Below are 25,577 nucleotides of genomic sequence, written 5' to 3'. Positions count from 1 at the left end.
TGTTTGTCTGCATAGTTCTTTTATATCTTAAAATGTTTTTCTCTGTTCAATGTTATCTAGACGTTTCCGTAACTCTTCGAAAAAAAATCTTCAATCTTCTGCTCGTCTAACTTCAAAAAAGAATGTTATTCACCTTCTTTTTTTGAAGTTTCTTCTATTTCAATCTTCTTTTTAAAATTAACTCTCTTTCAGCTGGTATTAAAGATGTAAAAAACGTTCTCCATCGTTCTATTGTTAGATTTACCTTAACTATATATCCTTTTTCATTATCAACATAATCTCTAATGAAGGAGTTTAGGGATATGGTATAATTTTCCATGAATATAGTAGAAAGGATTTAAACAATAAATGGAGAGATAGGGACTATTTTCCCGGATGCTACTCAACAACCGTAGATAGAGTTTGGAGGATTAATATGAATATAGAAAATAAAATGCAAGTTATATTAGATAAAAGAAAAAAATTAAATTTAAATGATGATTATGGAATACAAACAAGTTGGAATGAAATAATAGAAGTTCTCTCAGAAAATGAGGAAAATACTATAAGATATTTAGAGAATTGTAGTAAAGAAGATTTATATTGGATAAGTGAAGTTTTTGAAGATATAGCAGAAATTGTGCAAAGTAAAGAATTTATTAATTGTTTAAGAAAATTAGATGAAAAATTTCCAGAATTAGAAATGACAAAAGATATTGATATAGCAGAAAGTTATATAGAAAATATTTGAATTAAATGGTAAGCCGCCCACCTAAAAATGAAGTGACCCCATAAAGTTAGACAGGTTATTTCATTAGGCAACCTTTTGGGCATGGGTCCGGTATTGTACCGGGCTCATGCCCAAAAGGTTGCCTTAATTCTTTTATGATTATAGTACTTTATATATTTTGCTAGTTCTTTCTTAAAATGTTCTATACTCTTAAATTCTTTTCGATACAGAAATTCTGACTTCATGATGCCAAAGAAGTTTTCAATCACTGCGTTATCGTAACAGTTTCCTTTACGAGACATGCTTTGTGTAATGCCACGTTTAGCAAGGGAATGACGGTATTGTTTCATTTGATAGTGCCAACCTTGATCAGAATGGATCAAGAGTGTATCTTTGACTGTTAAGTGTTCAAACGCTTGGTCTAACATCGTTGAAACAAGTGAATAAGTTGGTCTTAAACCAATTGTGTATGTGATAATTTCACCATTAAATAAGTCCAACATTGGCGATAGATATAGCTTTTCTCCAAATAATTTAAACTCCGTAATATCCGTAACCCACTTTTTATTTGGTTTTTCAGCTTGGAAGTTACGATTTAAAATATTAGGTGCAATTTTTCCAACTGTTCCTTTATAAGAGCGATATTTTTTCATACGAACGAGACATTTTAATCCCAATTCTTTCATGATACGATACACTTTTTTATGATTTACTTTATGTCCGCGATTCGTAAGTTCATCACGAATACGACGATAACCATAAAACCCCTCATGTTCGTCATAAATGGTTCGAATCAATCCTTTTAGTTCTACATCTGAATCAGGAAGATTGAATCTTTTAACCCAATAATAATACGTACTGCGCGGAATACCTGCGAGCTGAAGTAGCACCTTCACTGAAAATTCATGCCTTAATTCATAGACTACTTGGGCTTTGTCTTGTTTCGTGATTTCTCCTTGTTTTGAACTAAGGCATTCAACTTTTTTAAATATGCATTTTCCATACGTAAACGCTCATTTTCCGCTTGTAGTGCCTCTATCGAACCTTCAACTATTCCTTGATCTTTAGTTGTATTTGTTTTTTTCTTTTCCTTTCCATGGATGGACGCCGCTGTTTCCCTGATAGATGTCCCTTGTTCGTTCATATAATTAAGTACATCTAGTTTATACTGGGTAGAGTAGGATGTATAGCGTTTTTCAAAAGCATTTTCACCTAAGGATTCATATTGTTTAATCTACTGATAGAGCATACTGGGGTGAACATCAATAGATTTAGCAATTGTTTTTCCACCTTCAGTCCCCTCTAAATATCGTCTTATCGCTCGTATTTTTTCTTTTGAAGAAAATTTAGCCATAAAAAAGTGCACCTCCGATTGTTAGACTGTGTCTAACAATCGGGGTGCACTTCATTTGGATCGGCTTTTTTCGTTCTTATAGCACTTATTAAAAAAGGATGATAACGAAAGCGAACGCTATCTTTATCATCCTTTTTTATCTTATTCTTATATATAAAATAAAGTTTATTTATCTTCTTGTTTCTCCACATACACATAAGCATCTTTAGGATTTTTATGTACATCACTTTGTGTATTCTCCGCAAGCTGACCAGCATTTAGCAAAGAAAAGATGATGAGCGCTTCTAGTGACATTTTCTTTTACCACTCCTTTCTTTTATCTTATACATATATCATACTCCTCACTTGTGATTTCCGTATGAACATAGAAAGAAGATTAAAACAAAAGGGCTTTGAGGAGTATGTCTCCTCAAAGCCCTTTTCATAAATCTTTATTGATTAGTAACGAATTAAGAAATATTTCTTTTTACCGCGGCGGATAATTGTAAATTTACCTTCAATGCGGTCTTTTTCTGTTACAACATAATCTAATGCTTGTGTACGCTCACCGTTTACGTAAATTGCACCATTTGTTACATCTTCACGCGCTTGGCGTTTTGATGGTGAAATTTTGCTTTCAACAAGCAAGTCGATTAATACTGTATCTTCTGCACTGCGTTCTACAGATGGTACATCTTTGAAACCTTGCTCAATTTCGTTTGCAGTTAGTTCAGCTACAGAACCGCTAAATAATGCTGCAGAAATTTTAATTGCTTGCTCTAATGCTTCAGCGCCATGAACAAGTTTTGTCATTTCAGAAGCTAGTGCTTTTTGTGCTGCACGTTTTTCTGGCGCTTCAGATACTTGTTTTTCTAACTCAAGAATTTCTTCATGAGATAAGAATGTGAAGTATTTTAAGTATTTTACAACATCGCGGTCGTCTGTATTGATCCAGAATTGGTAGAACTCGTAAGGAGTTGTTTTCTCTGGATCTAACCAAATTGCGCCGCCTTCTGTTTTACCAAACTTCGTACCATCAGATTTCGTAACAAGCGGAATTGTTAAACCGAATGCTTTCGCATCTTCTTCTGATTTACGAATTAATTCAAGACCAGCTGTAATGTTACCCCATTGGTCACTACCACCAATTTGCAGGCGGCAACCTTGTTGTTGGTATAGATTTAAGAAGTCGTATGATTGTAAAATCATGTAACTAAATTCAGTAAATGAAATACCAGTCTCTAAACGAGATGCTACTGTATCTTTTGCTAACATATAGTTTAAACCGAAGTTTTTACCGATGTCGCGTAAGAATGTAATTACATCTAAGTTACCAAGCCAATCATAGTTATTAGCCATCGTTGCTGGATTTTCTACATTTTCAAACTCTAAGAAGTTTGAAAGCTGATTTTTAATACTTTCCGTGTAGTAAGCAACTGTATCTTTCGTATTTAATGTACGCTCTGCTTTTTTACCACTTGGGTCACCGATCATACCAGTACCGCCACCAACAAGTGCGATTGGTTGATGACCAGCTAATTGGAAACGACGTAGCATTAATACTGGTAACATATGACCAATGTGTAAGCTATCTGCTGTCGGATCAAAACCACAGTATAATTTAACGCTTTCTTTTTCTAATAATTGTTGTAAACCTTCAGCATCTGTTTGCTGATTAATTAGTCCGCGAAATTCAAGATCTTGTAAAATACCCATATCCTACATACTCTCCTTTAAATTAATCGAGCGCGAAATTTGAAAACATAAAAAAATCGCCCCTCAAATAAGGGACGATTTTGATTATCGCGTTACCACCCTAGTTGCAGGCAAAAGCCTACCACCTCATTCACATAACGGCTCAGCACCGTCTTTTCCCTTTTGAATACGATTCAATCGAAAAAAGATGCTCTAGGGGCGTAATTCGCGATCATCTATGTGCTGATTTTCACCGACCATCAGCTCTCTAAAACAGGGAAATGATCACTACTTCTCCCTTTCCACGCTCAATTATTTATATACTTTTCTTTATATCATTATTTGCTAGTGTGTGTCAAATCGAAGAAAATGGTATATATGAACTACCTAAGTTTTTTCGTGCTATGCTAATGAAAAGTTAAAAAGAGGTGTTACAGTTCGACTCTCTTGCTGTAATTTCCGATTTGACAGAAAATGAGAAACCTATATATAATAAATTTGATTGAATGTTCAAATTTTAAATTGATTAGTCAATTTTTTAGGGGAGATTTTGATGGAAAATAAACAATCATTTATAGCAGAGGCTCGAAGAGAACAAATCATTACTGCAGCTATTGAAGTTTTAAAGGAAATCGGGTACGTAAGCACAAGTTTGTCCAAAATAGCGAAAAAAGCAAATATAAGTACAGGGCTCATTTCTTATCATTTCTCTGGCAAAGAAGATTTAATGAACAACACACTAATATATTTAGTTGAACAAGAATGGTCATATATTCATGAACGAGTTGTAAAGAAGCAAACATTTACAGAAAAATTAACTACATTTATAGAAGCGAGTTTAGCTTATCAAATTACAAACCGAACAAATAATATCGCTTTAGTTGAAATCATTTTTAATGCCCGTACACCAGATCACATCCCTTATTATTTATTAGAAGACGACGAAGATTTAAAGAATAGCTTACTGCAAAACATTCTTCTACAAGGGCAAGAATCAAAAGAATTTAAAGACTTTCATCCCCAAGTGATTGCAACCGTTATTCAAGGAGCAATATCAGAATCGCTGTTATCACCTCAAAAACAACTAAGTTTAGAAAATTTTAGTGCAGAACTTATTAAAACCATATTGGAAATGGTGAAGTGATAAGAATAGAAAAATTCAAATCACCTCAAAAAATGAAGATACACATTAATAAAAAATGAAAGGTATGAAATTATGAGAGATAACAAAACCGTTATTGGACTTAGTAAGTTCGAAAAAACACTTGTCATTTTCATTCCAATTATATTAGGTGGTTTGGTTGGATGGTTCATTCCAGTCATTGCAAATTGGATATTAAAACTTCCTGTAGTTCCAATGGAAAAGTTATTCCTATTCATCACATCCTTTAACAGTCTATGGGTTTCAATTGTTGCTACCATTATCGGCATTATTATTGGTATGTTATTAACATTGACGATTTTTGATGAAAGTCTTGAAGTTACAATTTCTTATACTAGCTTGCAATTAAAATTAGGAGATACAGTAAATACCATTGAAAAATCGAGCATTTCAACAATTTATATGGAAAATAAGCAATTTATTATCCTTGGAAAAAATGGTAATGAATTATACAGAGCCGTTATTGAAACAAAAAAAGGTACAGTTCGAGAAGCACTTCATAATTACCACTATCCTTGGGAAGAGAAAGATCCTTTTCACATTGAATACCAAAGATGGGCTTTAGGACATCCCGATTTCCCTGAAAAAATTAATGCATTACTACATGCTAGGGAACTCGCACTAAAAGAGAAAAAAGTGGATACTGCTAAATACCTCCGAGAAGATTTAGCTAAATTAGGAGTTGTTATTAGAGATGAAAAAAATGGTCAGTATGTCCGACTCATTAAAGATGCTAGCGATGAAGGCTAATGCAAAACAGTCGATTCCATATATATGGAATCGACTGTTTTTACTTATCTTACTGTATTCGCGCTTTACCGACACACTCTCGCATATTCTAATTAAAGACTTGTAATAAATATTGTAAGCAAAGAAAGCCCCATCCCCCCCACTAATAACGACATATGAAAAGCAATCGATAAATCATTTCCAATCGTTGCTTCCACAGGATCTTTTGCTGGAGAGGCAAGAAAACGCAGCAATCGTTCAAAGCGATTTACTTTCTCTGAAAAATCTGGGACAGCCACATGATCGCCATCTAAATACTGTTTCAATTTATACTCTTTCTCAAAGGGATTTTCGTTCAAATTCATCTACCTCCAGCAATTGCTTCAATTTCTTAATGCCGTTATGAAGCCTAGATTTCACCGTTCCTACAGGAATATTAAGCACCTCTGCAATTTCCTTTTGCGGCATATCATGATAATAAGAAAGAATAAGGACAGCCCGCTGATCTTCAGGAACTTTCAAAATTGCCTCTCTTACGGTGAGCCGGTCTTCTTGTGAAAACTCCTTCTCCTGAATCGGTACTAAAAACGGTAAAAGAGAGCGCCACTTTTTTCTTCGATTCAATTTATTAATCATAAGGCGATAACCGATTTGAAACAAATACGTTTTAATTTTCCCCTTTTCAATCTCATACATATGCTTCTTACGTTCTAACGATAAAAACGTATCTTGAACGAGATCTATACTCAATTGCTCATCACGGTTAAATCGATACAAAAATTTATATAGCGCTGGTTTGATCAAAACATATAGTTTTTCTCCAGCCTGCTTATCTCCATTTTGATACGCAAGCATGAGCTCTTCCTCAATCCCAATCTGCGCCATGTTTTTTAATCTCCTTTATTCCTTTTAACGTTAAAGAGATTCGGCTAACTAAATAAATACTTGCGACTAATGTCCAAACCTGCGCTTGATTCGTAAAAAACTGTACATATGGATTTTGAATTGTTAATCCGCTTAAAACTAAAAAATTAAGCACCTGTACACATAGACAAGCATATGCCGCAATACAGGCAGAGATTGTATCAAATACATTCCAGCGAAAGTAAACTTTTGTTTTTGTAAAATCAATTTTACTCCCCTTTTTTCTCACAATATATTTCTTATCAAAAGGAATAATGATAGAAAACATAACAATCATTATTATCCCGCCTGTAATCATTGAGACTTTAAATCCAATTGCTATAGGTAATAACATACCACAAGAAAATACGACTATAATTCCTATTAAGGCAAAAATAAGCATCCATTTATTAAACATATAAAGGCCTCCCTCGTCTATTGTTTCATAAATGTATACAGATGAGGGAGGCACTTGGTTCAAAGCTTAATTTATTTTTTTTATTATTTTCGCAGGATTTCCACCAACCACAACGTTATCAGGTACATCCCTTGTTACAACCGCACCAGAAGCAATAACAGCATTATCACCAATCGTCACACCCGGATTAATAATGGCTCTCCCGCCAATCCAAACGTTATCCCCAATTGTTACTGGCTTCCCAAACTCAGCACCACTTATGCGCTCGACCCAGTCAAGTGGATGTGTTGCTGTATAAATGTGGACACCTGGAGCGAGCATACAGTTCTCACCAATTGTGACAGGACATACATCTAAAATGATGCAATCAAAGTTCGCGTAAAAGTTTTCTCCAACATGAATGTTGTAGCCATAATCACATTTAAAAGAAGATTCAATATGAAAGTTGTCACCAGTTGATCCAAATAATTCTTTTACAATTAAACTACGCTCTTCATATTTTGTTTCCGGTGTTTCATTTAATTCTCTTGTTAATATACGAGCATGCTCCCTACCTTCTACTAACACTGGATCAGCAGGTACATACATTTCCCCTTGTATCATTTTTTCTTTTTCTGTTTTCATGATAGCATCTCCTTTAACACGTATATATAAGTTGTTCATCCTTTATGATAGCACAAAAAAAGAAAAGCCTGAACGGAATATACGTTCAGACCTTTCTTTCTTAATCTTCCATTGTTGATAAGTCACCTGTTGGTAAGTTTAGCTCCCACGCTTTTAACACGCGTCGCATAATTTTACCACTTCTCGTTTTCGGTAGTTTATCTCGGAACTCAATTTGTCTTGGCGCTGCATGAGCTGCAAGTCCTTTTTTCACAAATTGACGAATCTCTTCTTTTAATTCATCAGATGCTTCATAACCTGCGCGCAGTGCGATAAACGCTTTAATAATCTCACCGCGCACTGGGTCTGGAATACCGATTACACCAGCTTCTGCTACCGCAGAGTGTTCAATTAATTTACTTTCTACTTCAAATGGACCAACGCGCTCACCAGAAGTCATAATGACATCATCAATACGCCCTTGGAACCAGAAATATCCATCTCCATCCATATAAGCAGAGTCACCTGATACATACCAATCTCCCGGCATAAAGTAAGACTCATATTTTTGCAGATTGTTCCAAACTGCGCGCATCATCGATGGCCAGCCCTTAGCAATCGCTAAGTTCCCCATTGTATATGGCGGTACTTCATTCCCTTCATTATCAACAATCGCTGCTTTCACACCTGGAATCGGTTTCCCCATTGATCCTGGGCGAATTTCCATACAAGGATAATTACAAATCACTTGCGCACCTGTTTCTGTCATCCACCATGTATCATGAATTCGAAGACCAAATGCGTTCATTCCCCAGCGAATTACTTCTGGGTTTAATGGTTCACCAACACTTAGTACGTGACGGAGTGCTGATAAATCGTATTTCTTAATCGCTTCTTCGCCAGCTCCCATTAACATGCGGAATGCTGTTGGCGCACTATACCAAACTGTTACACCGTAATCTTGCAACGCTTCGTACCATGCCTCTGGACTAAAACGTCCCCCTAAAACGACATTTGATCCACCTACTAACCACGGCGCAAAAATCCCGTAAGCAGTTCCTGTTACCCAGCCTGGGTCAGCTGTGCACCAGTATACATCGTCTTCTTTTAAATCAAGCACCCATTTTGCCGTTTGATAATGCTGCACCATTGCATTCTGTGCGTGAAGAACACCTTTTGGCTTCCCTGTAGAACCGGATGTATAATGAAGAATTAATCCATCCTCACGGTCTAACCATTCGATTTGAAGTTTGTTAGAAGCTTGTTCAAATAATGGATTAAACGCAACAAGTTTTCCGCCTTCTTCTGCATTCTCTCCAACAAGAAAGACTGTTTTTAACGCTGGTAAATCATTAAGCGGGACACGCTCTAACAATTCAGGCGTTGTAATTAACACTTTCGCTTCGCTATCTTCTAAACGATCGCGCACCGCTCCTTCCATAAATGCTTCAAATAACGGACCAACAATTGCTCCTAATTTCACTGCACCAAGAAGTGCGAAATATAATTCTGGTGAACGCGGCATGAAAATAAAAACGCGATCTCCTTTTTCTACATCACCATAGTTTTTCAGGACATTTCCCGCTTTGTTGGAGAACTCCTTCATTTCTTTAAATGTATATTTCTCTTTGCGCGATCCATTTTGATAATAAAGTGCCACTTTATTTTTTCGATCAGATTTCGCATGTTTATCAATTGCCTCATATGCCATATTTACTCGCCCTGTTTCATACCAAGAAAAGTTTTTATTAACCTCTTCCCAGTTGAAACCTGCATATGTTTCTTCATAATTCAACAAATTATTTTCCCCTTTAATAACCGGAAGCGTTTCTACTTTCATACTTTACATCTCCCTCCTATGTATTCTATTATCTATTATAATAACATTATTTAAAATTTTCAGTATTTTTGTTGATTTTTAGACAAATTTTTACTGACAAAATTCGATTCACATCGCATATATTATAAAGTACGATAATATATAGTAGATTCACAAACCCTCAAGGTGGTGAGCAAAACATTGATTCATAAAAAAATATATAATGCAAGAAACTTAAAAACAACGCGAGGAACCTTAATCATTGAAGGTCCTGTATCTACCCATAATCTTGAAATGTATGAATTTCATCCAGACTTAGTTGCCTTTCGTCCCGCTGATCAACAATATAAAGCGATTGTCGAAATTTCTAAATTACCAGAAGCTCGTCTCATTATCGCAAGACATGACCAAACAATTGTCGGATATGTTACATATTTATATCCTGATCCGCTAGAACGATGGTCAGAAGGAAACATGGAAAACTTAATTGAACTCGGAGCAATTGAAGTCATTCCCGCATTTCGCGGATGCTCGGTTGGAAAAAATCTATTAGAGGTTTCGATGATGGATGATCATATGGAAGATTATATTATATTAACGACTGAATATTATTGGCACTGGGATTTAAAACAAACTGGTTTAAATGTTTGGGAATACCGTAAAGTAATGGAAAAGATGATGAATGCCGGCGGACTAGAATGGATGGCAACAGATGATCCAGAAATTTGTTCCCACCCAGCTAACTGTTTAATGGTTCGTATCGGCAACCGCGTCGATACAAATTCCATCCAAGATTTTGACCGTTTACGCTTTAAAAATCGTTTTATGTATTAAGAAAGGGGACATATGGAATGATTGTAGAAGAAATTATGAATCATGATGTAATCGCACTGCACCCAGATGACACAATCGAAACCGCAATTCGAACAATACGTACAAAGGGCATTCGTCACATTCCAATTGTTGGTCATAACAACAACGTAGTCGGTATCATTTCTGACCGCGATGTACGTGATGCAAGTCCTTCAATTCTCGATGAACAAGTTTCAATGGATATGCTTAAACAACCGATTCAGTTAATTATGAAACAGCCAGTAATGACGTGTCATCCTCTCGATTTTGTTGAGGAAATTGCGACGTTATTTTTTGAAAATAAAATTGGCTGTCTTCCTGTTACAAAGGGCGGAAAGCTTGTTGGAATCATATCAGAATCTACAGTATTACATACACTCGTCAAACTTACAGGTGCTCATCAGCCAAGTTCACAAATTGAAATTCAAGTAAAAAATGAGCCTGGTATTCTCGGAAAGGTAGTTGCTATTTTTAGTGATTTACATATTAATATTGTGAGCGTTCTCGTCTATCCAGCAAGAGACGAGAATGATAAAGTACTCGTTTTCCGCATTCAAACGATGAATCCTCTAAGAGTGATCGAAACATTAGAGCAAAAAGGTTATCATGTCTTATGGCCAAACATAATGGGGATGCAGGCATGAAGAGTGCCTTCATTTATTCAGATGATTTTCGGGGCTATTCCTTTAGCCCTGAACATCCCTTTAATCAGCTTCGTGTTACACTCACCTACGATTTACTAGAAAAGAGTGGGCTGATTCACCCTTCTCAAGTCATTCCACCGCGAATGGCAACAGATGAGGAGATTGCTTTCATTCATACAGAGGAATACATAAATGCGGTAAAACTTGCTGGAGAAGGAAAATTAGTAAGATCAATCGCCATGTCATACGGTCTTGGAACAGAAGATACACCGATGTTTCCAAATATGCATGAAGCGAGCGCATTACTTGTTGGCGGTACATTAACAGCTGTAGATGCCGTTCTTTCAGGTCAAGTAAAGCATGCATTAAATTTAGGTGGTGGCCTGCACCACGGATTTCGCGGCAAAGCATCTGGTTTTTGCATTTATAACGATAGCTCGATTGCTATAAAATATATGCAAAAAAAATATGGATTGCGTGTTTTATACATTGACACAGATGCCCATCATGGTGATGGTGTACAATGGTCCTTTTATGATGACCCTAACGTCTGCACCATCTCACTACATGAAACTGGGCGCTATTTATTTCCTGGAACCGGCGCTGTAAACGAGCGCGGTCAAGGTGTTGGCTATAGTTATTCTTTTAACGTTCCACTCGATGCCTTTACAGAAGACGAATCTTTTTTACAATCTTATCGTACCGTGGTAAAAGAAGTCGCAGCTTACTTTAAACCGGATATCATTTTAACGCAAAACGGAGCCGATGCACATTATTACGATCCTCTTACTCACCTTTGTGCAACGATGCAAATTTATCGTGAAATTCCAAAGCTTGCTCATGAAATCGCCAATGAATACTGCGACGGACGCTGGATCGCCGTTGGTGGTGGCGGCTATGATATATGGCGCGTCGTTCCAAGAGCATGGGCACTCATTTGGCTCGAAATGAACAATATCCAAAACATCTCAGGTTATCTCCCCCCAGAATGGATTGAAGCTTGGAAAGGACAAGCACCTATTGAACTTCCCATCACATGGGAAGACCCTAACAACATGTATAGCCCTATCCCTCGAAAGCCAGAAATTGAAGAAAAAAATGCATTAACAGTGGCAAAATCCCTTGAAATTATTCGGAATAATACGAAAAAGGCTTTATATTAAATGATAAGAATAGGGGACTTTCTCCTATTCTTTTTTATGAAAGGTGATATTTATGTGGGAACAAAAACTCTTACATACAAAGCGTGGTATTTTTGAAGTATTTATAAAAGGCAGCGGTGACCCACTATGCGTTACACATCATTACTCCGAGTTTAACGAATCTGGTGATTATTTTGCTGAAATCTTTACTTCTACTCACCAAGTATTTCTTATTAATTTAAGAAATGCTGGTCATTCTGCGAAAGCTACAACGGAACATGAATTAAGTATGAGCGAAACAATTGAAGATTTAGAAGCAATAAAAGAATCACTGCACCTTTCAGCGTTGCATTTCGCTGGTCATTCTACAGGTGGTATGCTTGGTCTTCTGTATGCAATTACCTATCCTACCTCCTTACAATCCTTAGTTGTTGTCGGTGCCGCTGCTAGTAACTATACAGAAACAACAGATTGTATTTATCATCCAAGCCATCCACAATTTCAATATATGCAAGATGTCATCGAAGAATTGAAACTCCCTAAACTTACTCCAAAAGAGCGAAGTGTATTATCATCTGAACGAACAAAATTATCTTTATATGAGCCAGAACGCTATAAAACATACTTCTCGAAACCGATTTATAAAACAATGGCTGTAAGTCGGATGAACGCTTTCGCTAACGAATACCCACAATTCGACTTAAGAGATCAGCTTTCATCTATTACAGCAAAAACATTAATCATTTGTGGAAATCATGACGTTCAGTGTCCAGTGCAATATTCTATCGAGATGCACAAAGGTATACCTGGTTCTATCTTTATTCCGTTTGAACATAGCAACCATTATCCTTTTTTAGAAGAAAGCGATCATTTTTCGTCTATTATTAAAACTTTCTATAAACCATTCCAGCACGAAAGCAGCAAGTACTAAATCACTTGCTGCTTGATCATATTTCCAGATAATCGTTCATAACGAGCGATATGTGCTTTTACTCTTGCAACTCATTCACTTGAACTGAACGGCTTTGTAATATAATCATCCGAAGTGCTTGCAGTAAAAGAGTGCTTCGAGTATATCAAAACTTTAATCTTTGTTTCCTTCTAATACATATGCTACAGTATAGTTGCTATACAACTATACAACTTATAAAAATCCATAGCAGGGTGGGAAAACATATGAATAAACCTCGGATTGGTATGATTGGAATAGGCAGCATTGCACAAAAAGCTTATCTTCCAACTCTCACAAAAGAAACAGATTGGATATTTACAGGAACGTTTACACCAAATGCTGAAAAACGCAAACAAATTTGTGAGCAATACCGTATTCAAGACTTCTCTAATTTACAAACTCTCGCTTCAGAATGTGACGCAATATTTGTCCATAGTTCCACTGCAACACATTATGAAATCGTTTCCGAACTTCTTCAAAAAGGAATCGATGTTTACGTTGACAAACCATTAGCTGCTACAGTCGAACAAGCAGAAAGATTAGTGGAACTGAGTGAAAAACATAATCGTAAACTAATGGTTGGTTTTAACCGTCGATTTGTCCCTATGTATGTTACAGCAAAAGAACAAGCAAATGATATTTCATGGATTCGTATTGAAAAACATCGCACAAACAAAGTTGGTCCATATACATATGACTTCACAATGCTTGATGATTATTTACACATCGTCGATACAGCACGCTGGTTAGCTGATGATGATCTTCGTGTTGTTCATAATATGATACAAACTAACGAAAAAAACGAACTCTTTTATGGTCATCATACGTATACAAGCACAAATGGCACATTACTCTCTACTGCTATGCATCGCCATGCCGGAACAAATTTAGAACAAATCGAACTTGTGACAACAGGGAAAATCATTCGTGTAAAAAACATGAACCTACTAGAGATTGAACAAGATAATCGCATTACACAAAGCGGTTCCCCTTCATGGGAAACAACATTAAAACAACGCGGATTTGAGGATGCTGTGCAGCATTTCATCGATTGTGTACAAGGGGATACAAAGCCACTAGTTGATGGAGTAGAAGGATTAAAATCCCAACAAATGCTAGAATCATTATTACAATCTATCGAAAAAAAATAAATCACATAATTTGGATTTTATAGAAGGAAACGGATACACTTTTCAGAATTTACTTTCATTCCCATTTTCCCTTTATTTCTATCAACATATTCTATAGAATATGTTGATAGGAATTATAAATTTCATACTGAGTCATGGAAAGGATGGGAATTATAAATGTGGAACGAGTTTAAAAAGTTCGCCCTAAAAGGGAATGTTATTGATTTAGCTATCGGGGTTGTAATCGGAGCTGCTTTCGGAAAAATTGTAAGTTCTTTAGTAAAAGATATTATCACACCATTAATCGGTATGTTAATGGGTGGTATCGACTTTACAGGTTTGAAAATTACATTTGGTAAAACAGCTATTATGTATGGTAACTTCATCCAAACTATCTTTGACTTCTTAATCATCGCAGGTGCTATCTTTGCATTTATTAAAGTTTTCAACAAACTAACATTCAAAAAAGAAGAAGAAAAGAAAGAAGAAATTCCAGAACCAACAAAAGAAGAATTACTTCTTGGCGAAATTCGCGACTTATTGAAACAACAAAATACTTCAAAAGACAACGCATAATTGAACGGATAAAAAGCATGCCCATATAGGACATGCTTTTTTATATCTTATAGCGTTTCCGAATTCATATGAATGAACAAAATAATACCGGCAACCACTAATATCATAATAGAACCTGCAAATAATGTAATTGCAACAAATACGAAGCTTGTGCTCAAATTCACTGAAATACTTTCAATAAAAATAGAAGTTACATACGTGATAAGGGCAATTCCTGCAAGAATACTTCCTGGAACAAAGCGCTTTAGACCATTTTGTTTTAACGTCATATATGCAAAAACAGTAGTCATACAAAGCGTAATCATCCAAAGAACGATCATCTTTTCTTCCCCCCTCACAAACCTTTTCTTTCTATTATACATGACATTTCGTAATTGTAGGAAATTTTACCGGTGAATGCCCCCTCCCTACCACATGGACTATGTCCTGCAAGTGCTTGGGAAAGGGGATGAATGTTGAAGTACTGTTAAACAGAGTATGCTAGAGGGAAGGAGATATAGAGAATTATCATACTTTACAAATTGATGATTTGTTAACAGGATTCAAAATAACTGCGCAAATGTGTATAGATAATAATCTGCGTAATACAGATGAACTATGGGCGTTTATTGAAAATAATTAAGATCATAATCCATGTTATTCTTTTTTATTCGTACAACTAAGAAGAATCAGTTGCTTTGAGAAATAGAAAAGTGCAGAGTTATGAAAATTCCTTCTCATAACTCTGCACTCTCCTCTATCTTTAAAACAATTCATGTAAACAAATGACACGCGAAAAATAAGGCAATATATCTTGATTATGTGTAACAACTACTATTGTTTTTCCTTTTTCATTCAATTGTTTCAAATACTCTAGTATTACTTTTTTCATTTTCAGCATCTAAGCTAGCCGTAGGTTCATCTGCTAGTATTAAATCACTTTCTTAATGAAAGAAATTACATCTTATATCATTAGAACAAAAAAACTCACAGGATTCCCTGTGAGTTTTCCTATTCTTACTTCGTTGAATCTCTAAATTGAATACGGTGAGGTAAGATAACTGTATGATCTTCTACGTTTTCTTTGTTCATGTATTTTGTAAGTAGACGCATTGCTACTGCACCGATGTCATACATTGGTTGTACAACTGTTGAAAGCTGCGGGCGTACCATTAATGCAAGGCGTGTGTTGTCAAAACCAAGTACTTCTACGTTTTCTGGTACATTTAATCCTGCATCTTGCGCTGCATGAATTACACCTAGTGCCATTTCATCTGAAGATACAAAGATTGCTGTTGGTTTTTGATCAAGTTCCCAAAGCTTTTCAAATGCTTCTAGACCTGAGTCGTATGTGTAATCTCCGTCGATTACAAGATTTTCATCATAAGCGATACTAGCTTCTTCTAAAGCTTTTTTATAACCTTGTAATTTCTTTGCGCTTCCCGCTTTATCAATGTAAGGGCCTGATACAAAACCAATACGTTTATGACCCTGTCCTAAGAAATGCTTCATTGCATCATAAGCTGCTTGTGTATAATCGATATTTACTGATGATGTTTCATTGTTCTCATCAAATGATGCTGCTAAAACGATTGGTACTGGAGACTTTTTAAACTCTTCTACATGAGCATCTGTAATATCTTCACCCATGAATACAATACCGTCCACTTGTTTACCAAGCATTGTATTTAATAAATGAAACTCTTTTTCTTTATTTTGGTCAGAGTTACTTAAAATGATGTTATATTTGTACATTGTTGCGATATCTTCGATTCCACGTGCAAGTTCTGCATAAAACGTATTAGAGATATCTGGAATAATAACACCTACTGTTGTTGTTTTCTTACTTGCTAGTCCACGTGCTACCGCATTTGGGCGATATCCTAAACGATCAATTGCTTCTAATACTTTCTTTCTTGTTGTAGGCTTTACATTTGGATTACCGTTTACAACACGTGATACGGTTGCCATCGAAACGTTCGCTTCGCGCGCTACATCATAGATTGTTACGTTCATCTCTTCGCACACTCCTTCTATATTATGTTATCTATCTTTATGTATCGGTTCACTAAAATGAAAAAAAGACATCAACTCTACTTGAAGATGTCACTCCCGAGTCCTTTTACTAATGATACGATAAAAATGCAGGCTCATACAATATTTTCCCGCAAAAGTTTCGAAAAAATTCGCTTCTTTTCTCCTATTTTCGTATTTTTTATGTAAAAAAGGACATTTTCTGCAAAAAAGTCTATGCAACAAGTGTCACATAGACCCTACAGCCCCTTCTGACTATCTACCGCGGAATGCTTTTAATTCTTTCATAAACTCATTGAATTCTGGAATATCCATTTGTTGCGCTGAATCTGATAACGCAACAGCCGGGTCCGGATGTACTTCAGCCATAACCGCATCAGCACCGATTGCCATCGCTGCTTTTGCAGCTGGTAATAAGAGATCACGTCGTCCTGTAGAGTGCGTTACATCCACTACGACAGGTAAATGTGTTTCTTTCTTCAAAATTGGCACAGCAGAAATATCAAGCGTATTACGCGTTGCCTTTTCATACGTCCTGATGCCGCGCTCACATAAAATAATATCTCCGTTACCTTGTGCAATAATATATTCTGCCGCATACATAAATTCTTCAATCGTTGCTGATAAACCACGTTTTAACAATACTGGCTTTTTCACCGATCCAGCAGCCTTGAGTAGATCGAAGTTTTGCATATTACGAGCACCAATTTGAATGACATCAACATAATCTAATGCCCTTTCAATATCATTCGGATTTAAAATTTCACTAATGACCGCTAAATCATATTCATCCGCCACTTGTCGTAAAATTTGCAAGCCTTCTAAGCCAAGCCCTTGGAAATCATACGGCGATGTACGAGGTTTGAATGCACCGCCGCGCATTAGCTTTAACCCTTGTTCCTTCATTGCTTCCGCAACTTGGCGCACTTGCTCATAACTTTCAACCGCACATGGTCCCATAATAAAGTGAGGATTGCCATCACCAATTTTTTCACCTTTTATATCAACAATCGTATCCTCTGGCTTTGTCTTACGTGAAACAAGAAGTGCTTTACGGTGATCATCTTCTTGTAATTCTAGGCTTGTTTGAAAAATTTGTTTAAAAATATGTTGAAGAGTTGATGTTTCAAACGGTCCATCATTCTTCTCAGCAATTAAATCAAGCATATTACGCTCACGTACAGGATCAAATCGTTTCACACCTTGTACTTCTTTCAACTTACCAACCTCTTGAACAAGACGACCTCTTTCATTTAATAATTCTAAAATTTGTAGGTTCATTTGATCAATTTGAGAGCGTAAACGATCTAATTCTTGTGATGCCATAAGAAAGCCACCTCTTTCAAGTTATATATAAAGATTACCTTATTATCATGGTTAAGATAATTTATTATATCCGATAGATATCAGGTTGTCACATGATATACATTGTGAATGGAATCGTTCTCTTATTTGAAATATATATTGTTACCTTTCACTTACACAAAGCATACTCAACCTTCACTCGTTTTCTCTCTTTGTTTTCACTTGGCATGGGAGCAGAAGAGGCTCTGACCACTTCTATGCATGAGTAGATCCTCTCTTCCACCTAAAAAGAACAGTTTTCTATCAGTTTTTCAATCTGTATTTACATAGTTCATGAATCCTAAAAAAAGAAGCAAGCGTCTCCGCTTACTTCTCCCTACTTCACATTCTCTTCTAAAGTTTGCTTCTTAATATTCCAATGGGATGTATGCCATACCGCTACCCCATCTTTTATATATAGCACTTGCGGCGACTCATGTTTAATACCAAAGTGCTCTGCAATACGATTCGAAACATCTCTTGCATCTTGTACGTATAAATAATAAGTAGGTGTTTCTTTTGTATCTTGACAATATGCCTCAAATTCTGCGTAGGCTCCTTGGCTAATTGGACATGTTGTACTATGTTTAAAAAGAATATATGGTTCCGCTGTTTCTAATAATGCTTCAAACTCTTCCATTGTTTCGATTTTTGTCATGCTCACTTTATTCACCTCTCATACGAATTGGAAGTCTAGAGCGCTTCTCTTTTTTCTCTTTTTTCTCTTCCTTCTCTAGCTTCTTCTCAGCTTTTTCTAATTTCTTCTCTTGTCTAGTAGCACGAAAATGATTATACACTTCAATCGCTGCACTACTCCATTGTACAACTTGTGCAACTTTGTCTGCATTATTTTCAATTTCATTTGTTACAGAATCTGATACATTGCGAAGTTTCGTATTTAAAGAATGAATTGTTGTTCCAATTCCATCTACGCCTTCTACTACTTTATTTAATGACTGAGATTTCTGCTGAATATCATCAGCTAATGCATTCGTCTTATGTAATAATTGTTCTGTCTCTACGCTTATCCCTTGCATTTGCTTCTCTAAGCCTTCTAATGTACTTGCAACATTTTCTAACGTCTTCTGCAATGATAATAATGTTCTACATGTATATATCACTAAAATTGCAAAAGCAACGGCAGCTATAGCTGCACTTACGTATAAAAGAACTTGCATTTCATCACTTCCTTTATCTTTTTCATACTTTCTCCTATTATACAATCATTTTCCGTTTCGTTCTAATCCTTATGATTTCATTAGAATTTTCACACTTGTTCGTCAAATGTACCATAAATTATTAAACAAATTCCAGCAAGTAGGGTACAATAAGGAAGGATACATAATTAGTAGGGAGGCTTTACATATGAAAGATCCACGTATTGAAACTTTAGCACACAATTTAATTAACTACTCAATCCGCTTACAAAAAGGCGAAAAAGTATTGATTGAAAACTTTGGCTTGCAAAAAGAACTTGTAACTGCACTTGTAAAAGAAGCCTATGCAGCTGGTGGTTTCCCATTTGTTTCATTGAAAGATCATCAAGTCGATCGCTCATTATTAATGGGCGCTACTGAAGAACACTTCGAGCAAATCGCTGCATATGAAGCAAGCGTAATGAAAGATATGGACGCTTACATCGGTCTTCGCTCTGGCGATAACATTAACGAACAAGCCGACGTTCCAAGTGAACGCATGAAGATCCACGGTCAAACAGTTGGTAAAAAAGTTCATAGAGACATTCGTGTTCCAAAAACACGCTGGGTTGTTCTTCGCTACCCAAATGCATCTATGGCACAACTTGCAAAAATGAGCACAGAAGCATTCGAAGACTTCTACTTCGAAGTATGTAACTTGGATTATGGCAAAATGGATAAAGCAATGGATAACCTTGTTGAATTAATGAACAAAACAGATAAAGTTCGCCTTGCTGGTCCTGGAACTGACTTAACATTCTCCATTAAAGATATTCCAGCTATTAAATGCTCTGGTCATTTGAACATTCCAGACGGTGAAGTATACTCTGCACCAGTTCGCGATTCTGTTAACGGTACAGTTTCTTATAACACGCCATCACCTTACAACGGCTATACATTCGAAAACGTACAGCTTACATTTAAAAACGGTCAAATCGTTGAAGCAACTGCAAACGATACAGAACGCATTAACAAAATCTTCGATACAGATGAAGGTGCACGCTACGTTGGTGAATTTGCAATCGGCGTAAACCCATATATCTTACATCCAATGGGTGATATCCTATTTGATGAAAAAATCGACGGTAGCTTCCACTTTACACCTGGACAAGCTTATGACGATGCATGGAATGGCAACAACTCTAACATCCACTGGGATTTAGTATGCATCCAGCGCCCTGAATACGGCGGCGGTGAAATTTACTTCGACGACGTATTAATCCGTAAAGACGGTCGCTTCGTTGTACCTGAATTAGAAGCTTTAAATCCTGAGAACTTAAAATAAAATGTGAAGGAGCTCTCCTTTTGATGGGAGAGCTCTTTTGGTACGTCTCGTTTTGTCGGACGGTCAATATTATTTCTCCACTTCCTGTCCTTTGTTTCTGATTTGACGAGAATGGTAATAAAATAAAAGTACAACTGCTAAAATGCCTACACCTATCGACAAATACAACGGCCACTCCCAACGAACATACCCTCTAACGCAAACGACCAGTACCATCAATAATTCAAAACAAAATAACAGCCGAAAATGTTTCATTCCTCGTCCTCCATTATGCTTTTAGATCTATTTTCACATGTGGGTTCGCTTCTTGAATGAGTGACAACAACTTTTCTTTATCTGTTGGCATAGCAATCATATGGACTTTGTATCGGTTCGTTGTAATTTCGAGTGATTTTCCAACTTGACGCACCATTCTTATATCAGATAGTGTAACGTCTTCGTTCAATATGCCATATTTCAATACACCATTTTCGACTGTATGTTTCTTAATGAATACATCCCAAACAAGAGGGACATTTACAATGAGGCAAATTGCCATCCCAATCAGTGCTGATCCCCAGTTTCCATTGTCTATAATCAGCATTCCGCTTGGCCAAACAACCATAAGGATCAACATTGCACTTACAAAAATCATAATTGGTGTGCTTCTTTGGATAGGAAATTTCATACCATCACCTCTCACCTAAATTATACCATCATTTCCATTTTCCTTAACAAAAAAATAGAGATCATTCTCGATTTGAATGATCTCTATTCTTCACAAACCATACCTATAAAATTTCTTATCTACCTGCAGCACCGGAAAACTCCCTGGTAACTCTTCCACTTTCATACTCTGAAATCCATTTTTCTCATAAAAACGATGTGCCGCTAAAAACTGTACTGTTGTTCCTAAATAAATTCCTTCTAATTCTCTTTCTTTTGCCCAAGAGATAGCTGTTTGGAGTAACATGCTCGCGGTATTCCACACCTTGCCCCGAAATTCTTTTTTCACAAACATTTTCCTCAAGGCTACTTGTTGATTCCCAATATCTAATAAAGCTACAGTTCCAACTACTTTCCCATCATGTGTTGCTACCCAGAAACTTCCGTTATCTCTTTGGTAAAACTGCTCAATTTCTTGTAAATCTGGCTGTTCTTCCTTTGTAATTGGTACGTTATATTCTTTTTGCTGAATGTGAATAATTAAATCGACTACTTCAGATTGGTACTTACTTTCATATGACTGAATGTAAATCGTATCGCTCATCGAATCTCCTTCCATTCTGAAGCTAGTAAACTATACACAGCAAGATCATGGAAATGGTCATAAAGCCACTCTTCATCACGCATAACTCCATCTAACTTAAAGCCAAGTCGCTCCGGAATCGCACGGCTTTTCTGATTCTCTACCCCACAACGGATTTCTATCTTATTCAATTTTAGTTCTTCAAACGCATAGCGAAGCACCGCTTTTACACTCCTTGTCATAATTCCTTTTCCACCTGCTTCTTCTGCAAGGTAGTATCCAAGACTTGTTGCTTTCTTAGCCCAGTTCACCTCGTGAATACCGACCATTCCAACGAGCTTTCCTTTATAACGTATACCTGTTTCAAAACCGTTTCCATCCGCATATTTCTTTAGCCACATCGGAAGAATTTCGTCATATGCATCAGCAGATTTTGTCCCATCTACCCATGGAAGCCATTTTCTTAAATGCTCCCTGTTTTGATCTACTAATTGATACAATTCTTCTTTATGATGTTTTTCTAACAATTGAAGTTTGATTTCATCATCGACTCGAAGTGTAAACATTGCTCTATCCCCTCTAACACTTTTTCTTATTATTCTAACATTTCTAATTATAAAATGTTAAGGGTTATATATTCACACTTTCTTTTTTGGATTTTATAGCAAGAAAACCGGAAGAATATAGAACACCTGTAATGACTAAAATCATCCCTAAACATTGCGAGATTGTGATACTCACTCCTTCTACAAAAGAAACAAGCATTGTAACAACGGGAACTAAGTTAAAGAACAAAGAGGTTTTTTCTGCCCCAATTTGCGCGATTCCTTTATTCCACCAAAGATAACCAAGCACGCTTATTCCAATTGCCATAAATAAAATAGATAACCATGCTAATAGAGGAATTTCTGGAATCGCTACTACACTCTGTTGCATAAAGGACACAATGATGAAAGCAAGCACTCCAACAGTCATTGTATATGTCGTTGTTTGTCTTTGACTACCAACTTTAATAAATTTTTTACCTAGTACACCATATAGCGACCATTCTACAACAATTGACATAAAAAGACGTGCAGCCACCGCTGCACGTCTTCGCTTTATTACTTCTCCGCAACTTGCACTTCTTTCACGTAAGCCGCTTCGAATTTTTGAATATCACCTGCGCCCATGAAAATAAGAACGCCGTTTTTATGTTTCTTTAATACATTCGTTGTTGTATCGGTAATCAATTCTGCACCATCAATACGCTTTTGCAGATCTTGAATTGTTAAGTCACCTTTGTTTTCACGTGCTGATCCGAAAATATCACATAGGTATACTTGATCAGCCTTGCTTAGGCTTTCCGCGAACTCATCTAAGAACTTTTCAGTACGTGAGAATGTGTGTGGCTGGAATACAGCGACAATTTCACGCTCTGGATGCTTTTGACGAGCAGCTTCAATCGTTGCGTTAATTTCTGTCGGATGGTGTGCATAATCATCGATGATGACCTGTTCTCCCATCGGTTTTTCATTAAAGCGACGTTTTACGCCTCCAAACGTTGTCAATTGATGTTTTACTGCTTCTACATCAACATTTTCATAGTGACAAAGCGCGATAACTGCTAATGCATTTAATACGCTGTGATTGCCGTAACCTGTAATTTTGAATGTTTCATAATACGTATTACGAACGAACACATCAAATACAGTACCATCTGTTCTCTTTTGGATGTTACGTGCTTGGAAATCATTATCTTCACCAAATCCATAGAAAATAACAGGTACTTTCGCTTGAATTTTTTGCAGTTCTTCATCATCACCACATGCAATGATTCCTTTTTTCACTTGAAGTGCCATCTCTTGGAATGCACTAAATACATCATTAATGTCTGTAAAGTAATCCGGATGGTCAAAATCAATATTTGTCATAATTGCATAGTCTGGATAGTAAGACAAGAAATGACGACGGTACTCACATGCCTCAAACACAAAATACTTACTATTTTCTACCCCATGCCCTGTTCCATCTCCAATAAGGTAAGACGTTGGGTGTGCACCTTGCATTACATGGGCTAACAAGCCGGTTGTTGATGTTTTTCCATGTGCACCTGTTACAGCAACACTTGTATACTTACTCATAAGATTCCCTAAAAAATGATGGTAACGGTGTACTGGGATATTTAACTCTTTCGCTGCTACAATCTCTTCATGCGTATCAGGGAACGCATTTCCTGCGATAATCACTTGTCCTTCTTTTACATTATTTTTATCAAAAGGAAGGATGGAGATACCACGCTTTTCCAAAGCTACTTGTGTAAAGAAACGTTTTTCAAAATCAGAACCTTGAACAGTATGCTTCATGTCATGAAGAATTTGTGCTAATGAACTCATTCCTGTTCCTTTAATTCCTACAAAATGGTAAACTGTCATCTTAAAGAACCTCCAACATTTCGAACTAATACAACGGCCTATCTATAAGACAGTATATGAATCTTTTCTTATTTTGGTAATCATCATACATTCTCGATACAGCGGAACTTTCATTAGCTCTCACCAATCGGGATAAACACGTACGTACTTCTTATATGTCCATAACAAACTTATTATAGCAAAAAACAATCCGTTATACTATGATAACAGAAAAACTGATAGGGTCAATTCCCTATCAGTTTTTCCTCTTCTTACATATCTTCTCTTTTTTCTAATTGAACACGCTCTAAACGTGGGTTTGGACGATATTTACGTCCAGCTTTCGCTTCTGGTTTTCCATTTAATTCTACATTATCACCTGTAAAACCAATGTTCATTTTTAATAAACTGCTGCCCACTCCGTATAGATCTACAGGAACATTTTGCGCTTCAAATTCATGAATACGTTTTTCATCAAATCCACCAGTTACAACAATATTTACATGCTGGAACCCTTCTTCATCAAGCGCTTTACGGAGCGCGAAAACAAGGGATGGATTTACACCACGAGGGTCAAATGTGCCAAGTACTTCTGGATGACGAATGAAATACTGATCAATCATTGTACGTGATGTATCAATGCGTACACCTTTTAATTCTGAGCCGAATTCACGTGCAACACGAAGACCATCTGTAATCACATCATTATTGTAGTCAATCAGTACAACTAAATCATCCTCTGGAAACTTTTTATAGTACGCTTTTGCAGCTTCTACAACATCTCCATTAAACATTTGAATCAATGCGTGAGGCATTGTCCCCATTCCACTCTTGCCCCACCATTCATTCATTGCATGCGTTGCTTGTGCACTCATACCACCAATATACGCCGCATATCCATCACCAGCTTGCTGTGTATAATGATCATCACGGTCTCCCATGAAAATAACCGGTTTTTCTTTTTCACCGCTGCGAGCAGCTTGTACAACATTATATACATTTGTTGCAACAGATGTACGACGAGCTAAAATCCCATCGATTACACCTTCTAAAAACCCGAAATATTCATAAGGTCCAGAGATTGTTAAAACTGTTTCAAATGGATTAATATTGTCCCCATCTTTTAAAGAATGGATTTCAAGCTCTTCCGGATGTTCAGCAAATGTTTGTAACAATGCTAATACTTCATCTGTTCCGCAAAGTATCGCATGTTCCTTTTGGAAAAATTGCATTGTCACAACACTTTTCGGGCGAAATTCTTGAATAATGTCACGAGTTTTTAAAAAGTAAACGGCAGAGAACCAACCTTCCCCAACTCGTTCATCAAATTTAAATGTTTTATTTGTTAGTCGATTGATTTCACCTTTTAATTTTAATTCAATTTCTTTCATGTCGTTTACTCCCTACTTTACTATCCAACATTTTCTCTTAGTATACAGCAAAACCGCTTC

At 36.5% G+C, this 25,577-nt stretch carries 30 protein-coding genes, 2 pseudogenes and 1 other annotated feature; of the genes and pseudogenes, 10 read left to right on the top strand and 22 right to left on the bottom strand.

Annotation, left to right across the window (positions count from 1 at the left end):
• Positions 1 to 415: 415 nt before the first annotated feature.
• Positions 416 to 730, top strand: coding sequence for a hypothetical protein (locus MHH71_RS20325; RefSeq protein WP_006096121.1), 315 nt, complete (start codon positions 416 to 418; stop codon positions 728 to 730).
• A gap of 63 nt (positions 731 to 793) precedes the next feature.
• Here the strand turns inward: MHH71_RS20325 and MHH71_RS20320 are convergent.
• From MHH71_RS20320 to tyrS, 3 genes and pseudogenes are all read right to left on the bottom strand, one after another.
• Positions 794 to 2,063, bottom strand: a pseudogene (locus MHH71_RS20320) (IS3 family transposase).
• Between the two features lie 165 nt (positions 2,064 to 2,228).
• Positions 2,229 to 2,357 (bottom strand): hypothetical protein, encoded by a 129-nt coding sequence (locus MHH71_RS20315; protein WP_003201148.1) that lies wholly within the window; start codon positions 2,355 to 2,357, stop codon positions 2,229 to 2,231.
• A 144-nt stretch (positions 2,358 to 2,501) separates the two neighbouring features.
• Entirely contained in the window at positions 2,502 to 3,758 is a 1,257-nt protein-coding gene (gene tyrS / locus MHH71_RS20310; RefSeq protein WP_003201146.1) for a tyrosine--tRNA ligase, read from the bottom strand.
• A 67-nt stretch (positions 3,759 to 3,825) separates the two neighbouring features.
• Positions 3,826 to 4,051: a binding site (T-box leader), on the bottom strand.
• A gap of 239 nt (positions 4,052 to 4,290) precedes the next feature.
• Between tyrS and MHH71_RS20305 the strand changes: the two genes are divergently transcribed.
• Together MHH71_RS20305 and MHH71_RS20300 are read left to right on the top strand one after the other, a co-directional pair.
• Positions 4,291 to 4,881, top strand: a complete 591-nt coding sequence (locus MHH71_RS20305; protein ID WP_006096118.1) for a TetR/AcrR family transcriptional regulator — start codon at positions 4,291 to 4,293, stop codon at positions 4,879 to 4,881.
• A 72-nt stretch (positions 4,882 to 4,953) separates the two neighbouring features.
• Complete coding sequence (locus MHH71_RS20300; protein WP_006096117.1) at positions 4,954 to 5,649, top strand: YqeB family protein; 696 nt, start codon at positions 4,954 to 4,956, stop codon at positions 5,647 to 5,649.
• A 92-nt stretch (positions 5,650 to 5,741) separates the two neighbouring features.
• Here MHH71_RS20300 and MHH71_RS20295 read toward each other — a convergent pair whose 3' ends face one another.
• The 5 genes from MHH71_RS20295 to acsA form a co-directional block, all read right to left on the bottom strand.
• A complete protein-coding gene (locus MHH71_RS20295; protein WP_018782782.1) occupies positions 5,742 to 5,987 on the bottom strand; it encodes a hypothetical protein in 246 nt (81 codons plus the stop codon).
• On the bottom strand, positions 5,968 to 6,513 hold the full coding sequence (locus MHH71_RS20290) for an RNA polymerase sigma factor (RefSeq protein ID WP_033799132.1): 546 nt from the start codon (positions 6,511 to 6,513) through the stop codon (positions 5,968 to 5,970). Before MHH71_RS20290 ends, MHH71_RS20295 begins: the two co-directional genes overlap by 20 nt.
• The gene (locus tag MHH71_RS20285) at positions 6,494 to 6,949 is read right to left on the bottom strand and encodes a hypothetical protein (protein ID WP_006096114.1); all 456 of its coding nucleotides are present in this window, start codon (positions 6,947 to 6,949) and stop codon (positions 6,494 to 6,496) included. The genes MHH71_RS20290 and MHH71_RS20285 overlap by 20 nt, the downstream gene beginning before the upstream one ends.
• 66 nt (positions 6,950 to 7,015) lie before the next feature.
• Positions 7,016 to 7,573, bottom strand: coding sequence for a maltose acetyltransferase domain-containing protein (locus MHH71_RS20280; RefSeq protein WP_033799131.1), 558 nt, complete (start codon positions 7,571 to 7,573; stop codon positions 7,016 to 7,018).
• A gap of 100 nt (positions 7,574 to 7,673) precedes the next feature.
• Positions 7,674 to 9,392 carry an acetate--CoA ligase gene (gene acsA, locus MHH71_RS20275; protein WP_006096112.1) on the bottom strand — a complete coding sequence of 573 codons (1,719 nt, stop codon included), beginning with the start codon at positions 9,390 to 9,392 and terminating at the stop codon, positions 7,674 to 7,676.
• A 180-nt stretch (positions 9,393 to 9,572) separates the two neighbouring features.
• Between acsA and MHH71_RS20270 the strand changes: the two genes are divergently transcribed.
• Genes MHH71_RS20270 through MHH71_RS20255 form a run of 4 tightly spaced genes read left to right on the top strand, consistent with a single transcriptional unit; the run spans position 9,573 to position 12,940 of the window.
• Positions 9,573 to 10,205: a GNAT family N-acetyltransferase gene (locus MHH71_RS20270; RefSeq protein WP_018764512.1), complete on the top strand. Its 633-nt coding sequence runs from the start codon at positions 9,573 to 9,575 to the stop codon at positions 10,203 to 10,205.
• 17 nt (positions 10,206 to 10,222) lie between these two features.
• Positions 10,223 to 10,867 (top strand): acetoin utilization AcuB family protein, encoded by a 645-nt coding sequence (locus MHH71_RS20265; RefSeq protein WP_003201129.1) that lies wholly within the window; start codon positions 10,223 to 10,225, stop codon positions 10,865 to 10,867.
• A complete protein-coding gene (locus tag MHH71_RS20260; protein WP_078211648.1) occupies positions 10,864 to 12,030 on the top strand; it encodes an acetoin utilization protein AcuC in 1,167 nt (388 codons plus the stop codon). The genes MHH71_RS20265 and MHH71_RS20260 overlap by 4 nt, the downstream gene beginning before the upstream one ends.
• 52 nt (positions 12,031 to 12,082) lie before the next feature.
• Positions 12,083 to 12,940: an alpha/beta fold hydrolase gene (locus tag MHH71_RS20255; RefSeq protein ID WP_006096110.1), complete on the top strand. Its 858-nt coding sequence runs from the start codon at positions 12,083 to 12,085 to the stop codon at positions 12,938 to 12,940.
• A 5-nt stretch (positions 12,941 to 12,945) separates the two neighbouring features.
• Here the strand turns inward: MHH71_RS20255 and MHH71_RS20250 are convergent.
• Positions 12,946 to 13,053 (bottom strand): annotated as a pseudogene (locus tag MHH71_RS20250) (DNA-binding response regulator); the annotation flags it as partial.
• Between the two features lie 132 nt (positions 13,054 to 13,185).
• Between MHH71_RS20250 and MHH71_RS20245 the strand changes: the two are divergent.
• Together MHH71_RS20245 and mscL are read left to right on the top strand one after the other, a co-directional pair.
• Positions 13,186 to 14,112 carry a Gfo/Idh/MocA family protein gene (locus MHH71_RS20245; RefSeq protein WP_033799129.1) on the top strand — a complete coding sequence of 309 codons (927 nt, stop codon included), beginning with the start codon at positions 13,186 to 13,188 and terminating at the stop codon, positions 14,110 to 14,112.
• A gap of 156 nt (positions 14,113 to 14,268) precedes the next feature.
• On the top strand, positions 14,269 to 14,667 hold the full coding sequence (mscL, locus tag MHH71_RS20240; RefSeq protein ID WP_006096108.1) for a large conductance mechanosensitive channel protein MscL: 399 nt from the start codon (positions 14,269 to 14,271) through the stop codon (positions 14,665 to 14,667).
• Between the two features lie 47 nt (positions 14,668 to 14,714).
• Here mscL and MHH71_RS20235 read toward each other — a convergent pair whose 3' ends face one another.
• From MHH71_RS20235 to MHH71_RS20210, 6 genes are all read right to left on the bottom strand, one after another.
• A complete protein-coding gene (locus MHH71_RS20235; protein WP_016116657.1) occupies positions 14,715 to 14,987 on the bottom strand; it encodes a DUF3917 domain-containing protein in 273 nt (90 codons plus the stop codon).
• Positions 14,988 to 15,409: 422 nt separating this feature from the next.
• A complete protein-coding gene (locus MHH71_RS20230; RefSeq protein ID WP_255261511.1) occupies positions 15,410 to 15,538 on the bottom strand; it encodes a hypothetical protein in 129 nt (42 codons plus the stop codon).
• 125 nt (positions 15,539 to 15,663) lie between these two features.
• The gene (gene ccpA / locus MHH71_RS20225; RefSeq protein ID WP_006096105.1) at positions 15,664 to 16,662 is read right to left on the bottom strand and encodes a catabolite control protein A; all 999 of its coding nucleotides are present in this window, start codon (positions 16,660 to 16,662) and stop codon (positions 15,664 to 15,666) included.
• A gap of 273 nt (positions 16,663 to 16,935) precedes the next feature.
• Positions 16,936 to 18,006: a bifunctional 3-deoxy-7-phosphoheptulonate synthase/chorismate mutase gene (locus tag MHH71_RS20220; RefSeq protein ID WP_006096104.1), complete on the bottom strand. Its 1,071-nt coding sequence runs from the start codon at positions 18,004 to 18,006 to the stop codon at positions 16,936 to 16,938.
• 355 nt (positions 18,007 to 18,361) lie between these two features.
• Positions 18,362 to 18,688: a bacillithiol system redox-active protein YtxJ gene (gene ytxJ, locus MHH71_RS20215; RefSeq protein ID WP_033799128.1), complete on the bottom strand. Its 327-nt coding sequence runs from the start codon at positions 18,686 to 18,688 to the stop codon at positions 18,362 to 18,364.
• 1 nt (position 18,689) lies between these two features.
• Positions 18,690 to 19,247 (bottom strand): DUF948 domain-containing protein, encoded by a 558-nt coding sequence (locus MHH71_RS20210; protein ID WP_003201109.1) that lies wholly within the window; start codon positions 19,245 to 19,247, stop codon positions 18,690 to 18,692.
• Positions 19,248 to 19,389: 142 nt separating this feature from the next.
• Between MHH71_RS20210 and MHH71_RS20205 the strand changes: the two genes are divergently transcribed.
• On the top strand, positions 19,390 to 20,505 hold the full coding sequence (locus MHH71_RS20205) for an aminopeptidase (RefSeq protein ID WP_033796453.1): 1,116 nt from the start codon (positions 19,390 to 19,392) through the stop codon (positions 20,503 to 20,505).
• Between the two features lie 69 nt (positions 20,506 to 20,574).
• On the opposite strand, the gene MHH71_RS20200 is transcribed toward MHH71_RS20205, so the two are convergent.
• From MHH71_RS20200 to MHH71_RS20170, 7 genes are all read right to left on the bottom strand, one after another.
• Positions 20,575 to 20,760, bottom strand: a complete 186-nt coding sequence (locus tag MHH71_RS20200) for a hypothetical protein (RefSeq protein WP_018764520.1) — start codon at positions 20,758 to 20,760, stop codon at positions 20,575 to 20,577.
• A gap of 13 nt (positions 20,761 to 20,773) precedes the next feature.
• Positions 20,774 to 21,172 carry a PH domain-containing protein gene (locus MHH71_RS20195; RefSeq protein ID WP_033799127.1) on the bottom strand — a complete coding sequence of 133 codons (399 nt, stop codon included), beginning with the start codon at positions 21,170 to 21,172 and terminating at the stop codon, positions 20,774 to 20,776.
• Between the two features lie 90 nt (positions 21,173 to 21,262).
• On the bottom strand, positions 21,263 to 21,754 hold the full coding sequence (locus MHH71_RS20190) for a GNAT family N-acetyltransferase (RefSeq protein ID WP_018782796.1): 492 nt from the start codon (positions 21,752 to 21,754) through the stop codon (positions 21,263 to 21,265).
• Entirely contained in the window at positions 21,751 to 22,299 is a 549-nt protein-coding gene (locus MHH71_RS20185) for a GNAT family N-acetyltransferase (protein ID WP_006096098.1), read from the bottom strand. Before MHH71_RS20185 ends, MHH71_RS20190 begins: the two co-directional genes overlap by 4 nt.
• Positions 22,300 to 22,363: 64 nt before the next feature.
• The gene (locus MHH71_RS20180) at positions 22,364 to 22,798 is read right to left on the bottom strand and encodes a DMT family transporter (protein WP_018782797.1); all 435 of its coding nucleotides are present in this window, start codon (positions 22,796 to 22,798) and stop codon (positions 22,364 to 22,366) included.
• 38 nt (positions 22,799 to 22,836) lie between these two features.
• On the bottom strand, positions 22,837 to 24,147 hold the full coding sequence (murC, locus tag MHH71_RS20175; RefSeq protein ID WP_003201097.1) for a UDP-N-acetylmuramate--L-alanine ligase: 1,311 nt from the start codon (positions 24,145 to 24,147) through the stop codon (positions 22,837 to 22,839).
• Between the two features lie 251 nt (positions 24,148 to 24,398).
• On the bottom strand, positions 24,399 to 25,517 hold the full coding sequence (locus MHH71_RS20170) for a nicotinate phosphoribosyltransferase (protein ID WP_006096096.1): 1,119 nt from the start codon (positions 25,515 to 25,517) through the stop codon (positions 24,399 to 24,401).
• Positions 25,518 to 25,577 lie beyond the last annotated feature (60 nt).

The sequence above is a fragment of the Bacillus sp. FSL H8-0534 genome (assembly GCF_038005885.1).
Classification (GTDB): domain Bacteria; phylum Bacillota; class Bacilli; order Bacillales; family Bacillaceae_G; genus Bacillus_A; species Bacillus_A pseudomycoides.
Note: the sequence above shows the minus strand (reverse complement) of the source record. Positions and strands in the feature narration are given on the sequence as shown.